This is a genomic window from Serratia sp. K1WW1, from assembly GCF_055790865.1.
The window spans coordinates 4,750,504-4,763,805 of record NZ_CM147697.1; the positions used below are offsets into that span (position 1 = coordinate 4,750,504).

At 56.1% G+C, this 13,302-nt stretch carries 7 protein-coding genes; 1 reads left to right on the forward strand and 6 read right to left on the reverse strand.

Going from position 1 to position 13,302, the window contains the following annotated elements:
* Nucleotides 1-34 precede the first annotated feature (34 nt).
* From ACX9GU_RS21580 to fepB, 6 genes are all read right to left on the reverse strand, one after another.
* Complete coding sequence (locus ACX9GU_RS21580; protein ID WP_473192876.1) at nucleotides 35-1,174, reverse strand: YncE family protein; 1,140 nt, start codon at nucleotides 1,172-1,174, stop codon at nucleotides 35-37.
* Entirely contained in the window at nucleotides 1,171-3,396 is a 2,226-nt protein-coding gene (locus tag ACX9GU_RS21585; protein WP_473192877.1) for a condensation domain-containing protein, read from the reverse strand. Before ACX9GU_RS21585 ends, ACX9GU_RS21580 begins: the two co-directional genes overlap by 4 nt.
* A gap of 52 nt (nucleotides 3,397-3,448) precedes the next feature.
* Nucleotides 3,449-5,470: a TonB-dependent receptor gene (locus ACX9GU_RS21590; protein ID WP_473195230.1), complete on the reverse strand. Its 2,022-nt coding sequence runs from the start codon at nucleotides 5,468-5,470 to the stop codon at nucleotides 3,449-3,451.
* Between the two features lie 333 nt (nucleotides 5,471-5,803).
* Nucleotides 5,804-6,790 carry a FecCD family ABC transporter permease gene (locus tag ACX9GU_RS21595; RefSeq protein ID WP_473192878.1) on the reverse strand — a complete coding sequence of 329 codons (987 nt, stop codon included), beginning with the start codon at nucleotides 6,788-6,790 and terminating at the stop codon, nucleotides 5,804-5,806.
* Nucleotides 6,787-7,782, reverse strand: coding sequence for a FecCD family ABC transporter permease (locus ACX9GU_RS21600; protein ID WP_473192879.1), 996 nt, complete (start codon nucleotides 7,780-7,782; stop codon nucleotides 6,787-6,789). Before ACX9GU_RS21600 ends, ACX9GU_RS21595 begins: the two co-directional genes overlap by 4 nt.
* A gap of 1 nt (nucleotide 7,783) precedes the next feature.
* Nucleotides 7,784-8,752, reverse strand: a complete 969-nt coding sequence (fepB, locus tag ACX9GU_RS21605) for a Fe2+-enterobactin ABC transporter substrate-binding protein (RefSeq protein WP_473192880.1) — start codon at nucleotides 8,750-8,752, stop codon at nucleotides 7,784-7,786.
* Nucleotides 8,753-8,940: 188 nt separating this feature from the next.
* Between fepB and ACX9GU_RS21610 the strand changes: the two genes are divergently transcribed.
* Nucleotides 8,941-13,296: an amino acid adenylation domain-containing protein gene (locus ACX9GU_RS21610; RefSeq protein ID WP_473192881.1), complete on the forward strand. Its 4,356-nt coding sequence runs from the start codon at nucleotides 8,941-8,943 to the stop codon at nucleotides 13,294-13,296.
* Nucleotides 13,297-13,302 lie beyond the last annotated feature (6 nt).

Consider the following 13,302-nt stretch of genomic DNA (forward strand, 5'->3'; position numbering starts at 1 on the left):
GACTTCACCTCCCTTATCCCTTCACCTGCGGCCACTACCGCAATGGCATACGGGCAACGCATTCCGGCAGCCCGGCCTTAATCATGGTTTCATCATTTTTGACGGTGATAAACAGGCACTGCTTATCCTCACCAAACGCCAGGCTGTTGGGATGCGGAGCCATAGGTATGGTCTGCAGCAGGCAATAGCGGGCTGTATCAAATACCGTTAGCGTGCCTTCGCCAATATCCACGCGAATTCCTTTGCGATTGGCGACGTACAGCCTTTGCCGCTCGCCATCCCATGCCAGCCCGATCGGCACTTCATCCGTTGCCATACGTGCGATAACGTCGCCATTGTCGGCGTTCAGAACGAAGGCCTGATGACCCGCGCTACGGGCAACATATTCACGTTCCAGATGATTGTTACGCCAATCGCTGCGGTCAATGCCCTGATCGACACCGAAGATCCGGTTTTGCTGTGGGTCATAGACCATATTAAGCAGTTGATCGACTTCGATCTCCCATTGGGAAACCACCGCCAAGCTGTCTGGATCCACCACAAACAACTGACCTTGCATGTTAGAAACGAAGACGCGGCGCCCCGTTTCATCCAGCGTGATGCCCACCACGTTATAGCCGAAACCGTGAATAATCTTCTCCAGCTGACGCTTGCGGGTATCCACCACAAACAGCACGCTATCGATACCCAGCCCCAGCCCTGGCAGGAACAGGCGCTCACTACGTGGATCGAAAACCAGCTCCCGCAGCTTCCATGGGAAGCCTTCGCTCACGCCAAAGCGCTCCAATTCCCGTAATAAAAAGGCCTGACGCTCGCCGACAATCCCCTCCCGTTGATACAGCTCATGGAAAGCAATCTCCTGCATCAACGCAATGGTGGCGATCGGCCGATTGGCGGCAATATCCACTACGGCGACGGTGCCGTTAAACCCCTGTGAGAGGTAAAGATGCCCGCGGCGATCGTCCAGCGCCACGCCAAACCCTTTGACCGGTAACGGGATCTCCTGCTCAACGGCCAGGGTTTGCGGATTTATCCGCAGTACACGGGATTGCCGCTCATCCTCCCAATCGGGAGAGCTGACAAACAGAGCCTGCTGTGAGGCGCTATAAACCAGCTCTACCAGGGTTTTGGCCGGATAGATGCGCTGAATCTCGTCCAACGGTTCCTGCTTCATAATCCCCCCCTGTTATGGCGTAGCGCATCGAGCCGTAGCGCCGGTTGACCGACGGAATCGGCCATAGCGGCAAACACCTGACGTGTCGTTTGGACGATCTGCTGTAGCTGATCGCATGAATAGCGGTCAGTGCGGTAGCTCAACATGACGCGCACCGAAGGCTCGCCGTCGATTTGCTCTTCCATCACCTCAAACTGCAACCCCAGCACCGATTCTGATTTCTCGGGATCGATCTGGCGAAAGCGGATCTGCTGGCCCGCGGCCAAGCTAAACGCTCCGTTAAGCTTATTTTTGGCATGAAGCTGAATGAAGACCTCAAACATATGGCTGCCGTGCGGCGCCCGATCGCCAAACAGCCCTTCTTCGACCAGATCGATCGGGATGTCGCTGAAAGGCAGTGAATCATTTATCTGCCGCTTTACGTCATCGATCAGCGCGTTCAGCGTAGTGTCATCAGAAAAACCGATCCGATGGGCGACGACGGTGGTGAAGTAACCGATGGTATCGAAAAATTGCGCGTCGTTACGCCCAGAGGCCGAGGTGCCAATGACCAGATCTTTCGCCCCACCCAGCAGATGGAGCGCCGCAGCAATTCCGCTGTATACCACGTTAAACAGTGAGGCCCCCTGCTGTTTCGCCAGGCGGTAAAGCCCGATGGAGACAGCGTGTTCCAGCTTGAACTCAACCCAGTTGCCGGAGTGAGAAGCCGCATCGGCCTGTTGCGCTTCGCTGGCGAAAATCGATGCCCCAGACGGTGCATGATGCAAACATTCCAGCCAGAACTGCAGATGTCGATCGTTGACCCCGGCCTGTTGCTGTTGGATTGCGAACGCGTGGAACGGTGCCGGTGTCTGCAGCCACTCCGGTGCCGATCCGGCGGAACGGCTTGCCATCGCCTGGGCCAATTCATCCATCAGGATATTCACCGACCATTCGTCCAACACAATATGGTGGAACAACAGCGAAACCACCTGTTGACCATTTTCCTCATCCCGCAGGAAAGTGATTCGTACCGGTAACTCATCGTCGAGCTCAAAGTGGTGGCTGGCTGCGCGCTGTAGCGCCTGATCCAGCGGCACATCCTGAGACTGCGAATGCCAGAACCATTCGTACTGAGACAGCATCTCCGGCGGAACGATCTGCTGAAAAACCTCGCCGGAAATGTCGACAAACAGGGTGCGCAGAGCCGGATGACGCAGCAAAATATCCTGGAAGGCCTGGAAGAACAGCCCTTCATCAATCGGGTCGAGAAAGCGCAGCGCAAAGGGAATATTGAAAGCCTCGCCGCAGCCTAGCGCCTGATAGATTTTCCACAATGACCGTTGCGCCAACGATAAAGGAGCCTGCGGGCTTAGCGATGCCAAATTCTCCGCTTGCTTACCCGGCGAAGCGGCCACGTTATTAGCGATGTAGGCATAGCGCGCCAGTTGAGCCGCACTGGGATAGCTGAAGAGATCGTTGATATTGATCTCAAGCTGCTGCTGGCTCTTCAAGCGGCCAATAATTCGCGTGGCAATCAGCGAGTGCCCGCCGAAATCGAAGAAATCATCATGTTCCCCCATCGTGGGCACGGCGAGCGCCTCGCGGAAGGCTTGCAGGATATGTTGCCGTATTACCGCATCAGATCCCGGCGTGACAGGGGAATCCACTTCCCCCGCAAAAACCTCCACCGAGGTCTGCCGAGCGGCACAATCTGGCAGCGGCAAGAGCTCCATAATGAATGGCTCAGAGGAGTGCGGGGGAACTTGTTGCTGATACAGTTCACTGACCTTGTGCGGTATATCTCGCCAATCCAGCGATGCTGACAGAATGCGATGCACCACTATCCCCAGCATGCCGCCCCTGTCGCCGGAAAACAGCATAAAGCGCAGCGGCGGAGCCTGCTCCAGGTCAAAAGGTATCGCTTTGGCGCTTAACAGGGCGTCAATAGCTTCTTGGGGATGGCGGATCGTCTGGATAGTCACCGCTGGTTGCGAACATGTATTGTCACTGCGCATCAGCCCGCGCTCACCATAAACGTAACGGACGTTGATACCTGGCAACTGCCGTTGGGCTTGTTCCAGTGCGTTGACCAAGCGGCCATAATCCACGGCACCGGTTAACTGCCAGGCCAACACCTGTTGGCCTTCCCCATGTAGCTGTTGCTGGTGTTCGAACCAGGCCTGCTGCTCAAACTCGCTGGCGGCTTCTTCACCGCTGAACTCGCTAAAACCAGTGTTCACATTTCCCTCCCAGGCAAAAACCTGCTGCGCCTTTCATTGGCGATAGATGACCTTAGAAATCCAGTTGGACGACGGCGCCAACCAGGCGTGGCCGCTGAATAACCGCGGTAGAAACGTCGTTATTCATCACCATGACGCGTTTATCAGAATCAAACAGGTTTTGTGCAAACACGCTGACGCGCCCCTGCTTGAAGGTGTAAGCCAACTGCATATTGGCAATCACTCTGGAAGGGATTTTCCCGCGTGGATCGTTGTCGTACTGGGAATAATAGGTATCGGAAAGCGTCACATTACCGCTTAACTCCAACCCCGGCATAAGATTATATTTCGCCCCCATATTGGCGGTGACTGCCGGAGCGCGCGGTAATTCATGACCATCGATTCTGCTGTCGGAGAATTTCTTGATTTTGGTTTTTAATAACCCTACTGAGCTATTCAGCTCAAAATTCCCCGTCGGTTTCCAGATAGCCCCAAGTTCAGCGCCATAGGTTTCGACCTTATCTGCATTGCGGATCATCATTGAGTTCATATTGGAATCCAGATAATACGGCAGCTGCATGTCTTTATAGTCGTTATAAAACAGGTTGGTGATCACCTCGAGATCAAGATCTTCAATGCCATGGCGGCTATACAGCTCATAGTTCCAGACATATTCAGGATCGTAGGTATAGTTGATCAAGGGGGCGGAAAACGTCATCCCAGCGCCACCGCCGTTATAGCCGCGAGCCACCTTGGCACCAAAGGTTTGCCGCGATGAAGGCTTCCACGCAACATCCAGCTTGGGCAGGAACACATCCCAGGTTTCATCAAAATCGACCTTACGCGCTTTGCCACCCTTACGTTGACGGTGCTCTCTTTCCACCCGGCTGGCGGCGGTAATATCGATATGTGGCAACACGGCCCAGGTCAATTCGCCAAAGGCGGCGTAGGTATCTGTTTTATCCTTGAACGGGCTACCGCCAGGGAAAAGATTCACAAACTCATCCTGCGACGCATGGAAGTAACGCGCACCAGCCAGGCCACGCCAACGATCGTTTGGTGTGCCGAAAAGCACCAGTGGCTCCATTTGGAACTCTTTCCCTTCAATGTCGGCCCACGGCAGCGCTTCTGCGGTACGGCGATGGTTACTAAAATCGGTATAAATAAACTTGTTCTGGACGCTTAACTGCTCCGACGGTTCCCAGGCAATATCCCAAATGCCACTGGTGGATTGGGTCTCAACGACTGGGCGACGCCGGTCAAAACGGGAACTGGCGTGGTTGGCCGGGCTTAGTGCTTCATTCTGCGGTGCCTGGCTTTCATAGTGATTTATCGACAGTTTAGTGGTGAGATCGCGTAGCCCGGCAGGGTTATACAACAGCTTCCCACGGATGTTAGTCACTTCGATTTCGCGCGGGTTACCCACCGGCTCGTAGGAAATCAGATCGACAAAACTCTCCCGCCGCTGGCGGTCGGCACTCAGGCGAAACGCCAATTGGTCCTCAACAATCGGCCCCGATAGCATGGCAGAGGCCTGGGTAGAATCCTGATTTCCGCCTCCGGCCCTGACCGCCGAAGTCCAGTCAAACGTCGGATCCTTGCTGCTCATCACCACCGCACCGGCAATCGCATTACGCCCCTGAATGTAGTTTTGCGGCCCCCGGTATACTTCAACCCGTTGCATATCCCACAGGGATTGCGGCCCGACGGCCAGTTCGTTATAGGTTAAGGAACGCCCATCGAGCGAGAGGTTCATGCGTGGCCGTGTACCGCTAAGGAAAGCGTTGGCACCCGTGGCGGGCCCTGAGCCATCAATGCCGCGAATGGTGGGAATATCGTTACCAATGCCCGTATCCAGGACGTTGGCCGTCATTTTTAATAAATCGGATACCTGCGTTGCACCGGGCAGTGAATCGATCCGTGCATCGTCAAACACCTCAATACTGGATCCGGTATCGTAAATAGTGCGTCTTACCTTTTCCCCGGTAACAATAATGGTTTCTGGCTCATTATTCTCATTGCGTATTGGGGCATCATCGGCAGCAATAGCATCCGCTGCGGCGAAAACACATAACCCCAGAATAACGGAGGGCATATGATATTTTTCAGAAATGCGTTGGGGCCCATTACGTAATGAAATCGGGTATTTTTTATCACCCTTTAGTTCGCTCATTGATATCTCCTTTGCCAAATGCACACTGAATTTTTAGTTTTTTCAACTGAGCGACAAAGAACACACTGCTTAATAACTGGTCTTTACGACCTTATTATTAGTTTTCCACTTAATAACTGCGTTTAATACCGCGACTCCCAAAGCTTGAAATAGGGGAGTCATTACAGCAAGCAAGCCAACAGCCACAAACGATAATCATTTACAATGTTGAATGCAAATCAATTTGATCACATTTGCGACACCCCTCCCTTAGCCTTAGCGACAGCCGCCACGCAGTAACAGAGCCAGCAAGTACCCGCCACCTATCACTCCTGTCATTAATCCTACCGGCATCATCAGCCCTGATGGCTGTATCTGGGAGACAATATCGGCCCCTAACAACAGGCAGCCGCCCACCAGACCCGCACTGACCACCGGCAGGTTCGGGCTGCGTGTCAGGCGTATTGCCAGCTGTGGTGCCATAAGCGCGATAAAGGCAATCGGCCCCGCCGCACTGGTTGCCACCGCAGCCAAAATCACGCCGCAAAACGTCATAATCTTGCGGGTGAGTTCGACACGGACACCCAGTTGGTGGGCTACCTCATCCCCCATTGTCATGATGTTCTGCTCCCTGGCACACATCATCACCACCGGCAATAGCAACGCGATGCTGCTGGCCACCGGGATAACGTGCAGCCAGTTTCGCCCCTGTGTGGTTCCCGCCAGCCATAAAGTGGCCATCACGGCGTTATCAATATCACCTTTAACCAGCAGCAAACCATTGAGGGCACTGAGTACCGCACCGACACCAATGCCCATCAATATCAGGCGGTATCCCTTCACCACGCCGTGATGATGAGCTAACCAATAGACCAGCAGCGACGTCGCCAGCCCCCCAGCCATGGCCGAAATCACGATCGCTACGGTGTTACCGTTGAGCAGGACAATCTGCACAATCGCACCGGTTGCCGCACCGGTGGTAAAGCCAATGACGTCTGGCGATCCAAGCGCATTGCGCGATACGGACTGAAAAATCGCCCCGGAGATGCCCAAGGCGCCCCCAACTAAAACCGCCGTCAACACGCGCGGCAGGCGGATCGCCCTGACAATTTGCTGCGCCATGGGATTTCCTTCCCCCGCGATGGCTTGCAGCACGCTCGATACCGGCAACGTAAAGCGCCCCACCGTCAGAGCGAAAGCGGCAGCAACCAGCAGCAAAGAGGCCAAAACCAGGCATACCAGCACCGTCCTGTTAACGCTCATACCCGTTCCCCCTGCCAACGTTTCACCAGCAACACAAAACAGGGGCCACCGATCAGCGCCACCATGACGCCAACGCTAACTTCACCGGGATAGCCAACGATGCGCCCCAGAATATCGGCCAACAACACCAGCATGGCGGAAAACAGCATGGCCCAGGGCAATAGCGCTCGATGCTGCAATCCGGCAACGGCACGGGCAAAATGCGGTGCGGTCAGGCCAACAAAAACGATTGGCCCAGCCGCCGCCGTGGCTGCACCGGCCAGTATCACGATAATCAGAGCGGACATCACCACCAGCCTGCGCGGATTAACGCCGAGCGCCAGGCCGGCATCCGAGCCGAGTGCCGCAATATCCAGCATTTTGCTGCTGGCCAACGCCAGCAACAGCCCCACGCCCACCAGCATGGCAACCGGGAGCAGTACGTCGAACCCTCTTCCCTGTAACGATCCAATCACCCAGTGCCGGAAGCGATCGAACGCCTCTGGTTCACTGTTGATGATGACGAGTTGAGTCAGGCTGAGCAGCACAATGGTCAACGCAGCCCCGGCCAGCACAATCCTTACCGGGTTATTGCCATCAATGCCGCCAACCAGCAACACCGCAACGCTGACTATCGCCGCACCGGCCACGCCAAACCACATAGTGCTAAAGACATCCGCCACATTAAACACCGCGATCGACAGGACGATCGCCAACGTGGCTCCGGCATTCACACCGAGCAGGCCGGGATCCGCCAGAGGATTACGGGTGAGCGTCTGCATGATGACGCCAGCCGCACCAAGAGCCGCTCCAACCACCACGGCCAATAAGGTGCGCGGCAGCCGTAGATAACAGACCAGTAAATGCTCGCTATTGTGCGGATCAAACTGCGTGAGCGCCTGCCAAATCACCGCTGGAGCAATGGGGCGAGCACCGAAATAGAGGCTGAAGCAACCGAGTGCCAGCAGTAAAACCAGGCCAGGGATCAGGCCAACCAGTCGCCAGACACGCATTTCACCGCTCCTGCGTTGGGCTACCGGCAAAATGGCGGACAATGTCTGCCACCATCTCACTGGCACTGTAGTAATCCACCCGGAACGCATGCGCGCCAAGGCTGTAAACCCGGTGTTGTTGTACCGAAGGCAGGCGCTGAAGTAACGGGTCATGCAGAAACTCGTTGATCCTGACGTCGCCAGCGCTCAACAGAAACGTGGTGCCCGCCGTTAACTGCGTCAGATTCTCATATTCAGCCCAGATAAAGTCGCCGGAGCGGGTGAGATTGCTTTGCCAGGCCGGGTTTGGCGCTTCGATAGAAAACCCTAATGACTCAAGTAAACGGGCATGCACGCTGGCCGGTGTCGCCACGGGATTGACCGTTCCCGGGCCGTTAAAATTGATAATATTGGCTTGTCCGTCAGGCAGATGGATTTGCTGGCGGGCGTTGGTAAGCAGCGCGTCAAAACCGCCGATCCGCTGTTCAACCTGAGCCTCAAGCCCCAGTGCGGCCCCCAGTTCACGGGCAAGAGCTTGCCAGGTCTGATTGCCATAATTCACGATAATGACCGGCGCAATGGCCCGTAGCTCAGCCAAATAGGCGCGCGATGAGTCTGCGCCATTGATTGAGACGACGATCAAGTCGGGGGCCATGGCATAGGCCAGTTCAAGATCGATACTGCCCGCGGGCCAGACTTTAGCGATGTGGCGCTGCTCGGCCACCTTGTCCCATTGCCCAAAGAACTGGCCGTTCACCGCCGTGGCGCTGGCGACAACCGGAGCATCGATCGCCAGTAGCGTTCCGGTGACGCTGACGGAGGTAGAGAGAATACGGCCCGGAGGGGCCGGGATCTGAGTGACGGAGCCATCCGCGTTGTGAAACGCCCTGGGCCAACCTTGGGCAAAACCATGGCCGCTGCCCATCAGCAAGGTAAGTAATAATAAAAACCCCAACACGGGATGACGACGTTTAACCGGTAACAACCTCATCTTCTGCTTGCTCCCTATGCATAACCCCGAGGTGCCATCTCAGTGGCCACGGAGTGAACTTATGTGCCTCGCATAACCTTACCCTGCTCAATGTATCGCCAACAACATAAAAAAGAATAATTTTCATTCGCATTAAGCTCTGTTATATATTTAGGCGGCTTCCGTTGGCCAATCAGGAACGATATGCAATGAAATCATTGACTCCAATGCAGGCGGCCTCATGGGTAGGCAGGCACTCTGCGCAGGCATTAGGCGGCGTTGCCGCGCATTTGTACGCAGAATTCGATGGCACCATCACCGATATCCCCCGCTTTCGGCACGCTGTAGACGCGCTATATCGCACGCATCCAATGCTGCGTCTTCACGTCACCGCAGAGGGGCTACAGCATGTGGCTGCCAGTCACCCACCACTGGGTATCGATGATTTTTGTCATTACCCACCAGCCGAAGTACCACGATTGTTGGCTGACAAGCGGTGGCGCATGGAAAACCAGCAGTTGCTGCGCGATCAAGGCTACCCGTGCGAAATCAGCCTGACGATATTGCCAGGGCAGGCCAGCCGGCTGCATATCGATCTGGATATGATCGCTGCGGATGCCCTCTCCTTTCGTATCGTGGTGGAAGATCTCGCCCGCTTCTACCAACAACCACCGCCACAGAGCGCCCCAGTGATGGAGGTCGCCTGGTTTCGCTATCTGGCACAGCGTACCCACGATCCGCTGCTGCTTAGCGCCAGAGAGCGAGATCGCGCCTGGTGGCGGCAACGTTTACCGGACATCCCCCCTGCTCCCGCCATTCCCTATACGGACAGGCAGTGCCAAACCCGCAGAATGGCAATCCAGCTTAATCCCCAAATCAGCCATGCCTTGCAGCGCTGCGCACGTCACCACCATCTGACGTTAAGCTCGCTTTTCCTTGCTTTGTTCAGCCTGACGATGATGGAAGGTTTCAGGCAGCCCGCGTTGCGCATCAACGTACCGACCTTTTTCCGCGCTCCCAAGATTGCGGGCGGTGACGACATCGTCGGTGATTTTTCCGATCTGTTGTTGTTCAGCGCCGAGCAGTACCCCGATGAAACGCTGCTGCATTATTGCCAACGCACCATGACGCAGCTGCACGAAATCCTTGGCCACGGCGGCTATTCCGGGGTGAGCGTGATGCGCGATCTTTCGCGCCTGCGTGGCCAGCTGCAATACTCCCCCATCGTCTTTACCGCCGGGTTCGGTATCTCCGGTGGAGTGCTGTTCTCTGAGCGGGTCGGCGGGCAATTGGGTGAACTGGCGTGGGTCATCTCTCAGGGGCCGCAGGTCGCGCTGGACGCGCAGGTAGCCTGGATTGGCGATGGAATTCTGATCAACTGGGATGTGCGTGAAGATGCGTTTCCCCCCGGCCAACTGCATCAGCTCTTTACGCGTTTTCACACGCTCGCCGAACGCCTGGCAGCGGCACCGCAACACATTGATGACAGCGTTTCCGGCTGGTTGGCACCGCCAGCGGCAGTACGGCAAAAGGAGAAGCTAATGGGGAAACCATTAACGTCGCTCCAGCAGGCTTATCTGCTGGGAAACAGCGAGCAATGGCCGCTCGGTGGCGTTGCCATGCACGATTTCAGGACCTTTAGGGGGGTCATCGATCCTGCGCACTTCCGCCGTCGGCTGGCAGAGTTGGTTAATCACTTCGCCGCGTTACGCACCTGGATCGAGGAGGAAACACAGCAGCAGCACATTCTGCCTGAGCTGGAACCTCACCTGGAAGAGATCGACCTGCGTGATGCCAGTGAAGCAGACGCGGCTAAAAAAGTGCAACAGCTGCGGCAGCATTACCAACAGATCCGCCACGATCCGTCGTCACCTCCTTGGCGGATCATTCTGATTACCTTGCCTGGCGCAACCGAGTACCAGATTTTCACCAGCTTTGATGCGCTGATCCTCGACGGCCAAGGGATCTCGCATATCATCGGCCGGCTATTTGATGAACAGCCGCTTGCCGCACTTGAACATGACGCAACACCGAACGAAGTAGATGAAAAAGAACGGGAACGGGCAAAAGCCTACTGGCAAGACAAGCTGGCGCAGGTCGTTACCCCTTCCCGGCTTCCCTGGCAGCAACCTTTGGGCGAGATCGTGCATCCCCGCTGGCGGCGTGAACAACAAATTCTGGATGCCAGCCACCTGAAGCAGCTCACCCGCCTTGGCACATCACAGGGACTGTTTGCCAACACCACTCTGTCGGCTATCGTGCTCGACACGCTGGCGCTCTGGTCGGAAGATGAAGCACTCACGGTCGGCATCCCCGTTGCCTTCCCGGCCAAAGAGGGGCAACCCACCAATCGTTCGACGTTTATTGCCATTCACTACGTCCGACATTGTCGGCCGTTAGGCGAGAATGCCCAACGTTTGCAGGAAGACATTCTTGGCGGCTTGCAAAACCTTGCCTGGTCAGGTGTGGATCTGGCTCGCCAGCTGTCACCGCGAACCGCGCGTGCCCCCGCGCTGCCGGTGATCCTGACCAACTGCCTGAGCTGGGAAACGCTACCGGCCAACGCGCCAATCCGTGCCGAAAGCGGTCTGACCCAAACGCCGCAGGTCGCGCTGGATATTCGCCTAATGTACGATGAGCAGCGCAATTTACTGATGATTGCCGACTATGTTGAGCAGGCTCTCGCGCCCGAACAGGTCAGCGCTATATTGAACGCAATCCACCAGCGCATGCTGCATATAGTCTCTCAGGGGTCGCTGGATATCCCCGTCCGCGAAACGATGAATTACGCACATTACCGGGCTAACACTCCCGCCAGCGCCGCCGTGAGCAACGATTTTCTAGGCCACATCGCAAAAAATCTGTTTTCCGGCACTCGTGATGGGGTGGCCGTGATCTGCGGCGAACAACAATTGCGCTGGCAGGCACTGGGTGAGCTCGTCGCCAGCATGGCCAACGGACTGCTCGAGCGCCAGTTGGAGGCGGGGAGCGTGGTGGCAATTTATCTTCCACGCGGCCTGGAGCATATCGCTATCTCACTAGCCTGCTCCCTGTTAGGGATTATCCGGGTGCCGATAGATATTAATTCTCCTACGGCACGGACGGCGTATTTACTGGAAAATTGCCAACCCAAGCTGGTGATATGCGATGAAGACGCCGTAATCCCAGGCTCGGTCACGCCTGATGCGCTCAAATCCATCAACGTCAGCCCACCTCGGTTTGACGCTCGAAGCGACAGCACCCACCCCGCCTATTATCTATATACCTCCGGCACCACGGGCAAACCGAAATGCGTCGTGCTGAATAACCGGGCAACGGCCAACGTGATTGGGCAAACCCTCGCTCACTGGGAGATCACCGAGCGAGATGTCTTTATCTCGGTGACGCCGCTGCACCACGATATGTCGGTGTTTGATGTGTTTGCCTCACTCAGCGTGGGCGCAACGCTGGTGCTGCCAGCCAGACATGAGGAAAAAGACGCCATCAGTTGGGGCCGCCTGGTGGCACAACACCGGATCACGCTGTGGTGCTCTGTACCAGCGATCCTGGAAATGCTGCTGGACTGCGCAACGCCAGACCAGCTCTCCTCCCTGCGGCTAGTGGCCCAGGGCGGCGATTACATTAAGCCTGCCACCATCAGGTTGTTGCGTTCAAGGCATCCTCAGCTGCGGTTGATGTCACTCGGCGGCCCGACGGAAACGACTATCTGGAGCATCTGGCACGAGATCACCGCTAGCGACACGGCGCAAATTCCCTATGGTAAGCCGCTGGCTGGCACTCAGTATTTTATCTGTCATGACAGCGGTGAACATTGCCCTTGCGGCGTTGCTGGGCGCATCCACACTGCCGGGGCCAATCTGGCCTGTGGCTATCTGGAAAATGGGGCGTTGGTGCAGCACGACTTTGTTGACGTGATGACTCCAGATGGCATTAGCGAGCGAGCGTTCCGTACCGGAGACATTGGCTATTACCGGCCTGACGGCGTCATCATGTTTGCCAACCGCATTAATGGCTACGTTAAAATTCGCGGCGTACGGGTTTCACTGCCGGAAATCGAGGAGGCGTTGCGCCAGCATCCAGCCATAGAGGATATTGTGGTGCTCGACTACGCGGTGGACGATACGCCAGAGAAGTCGCTGGGTGCGGTCTATCTGTCCGCTAATCAAGTCCCGCCGAGCATGTCGGAGCTACGCATCTTCGCGCAGCGCTATTTGCCCTGTACTCACATCCCTGGCCGCTTCATAGTGCAAACCCGCTTCCCCCTCTCGGCTAATGGCAAAATCGATCGCCATGCGCTGCGTACCGAGCTGGAGCAATCTCATTCGGCAACGCTCGCCACCCCGGCGACACCTCAACAAACGGTGCTGGCAATCTATTGCGCTGTAATCGGGCAGCCTCTGCGGCCTGAATGGCATCAGCAGACCCCGTTTCTTGCCATGGGTCTGAAACTCAGCCATATGCCAACGCTGAGGGAGAGGATCAGCGTAGAACTCGGCGTTTCACTGCCAGCAGCGGCCTTGATTAAGTGCAAAAACGCCGAAGAGGTTTGCTCTCTGCTGCAATAAAAAACC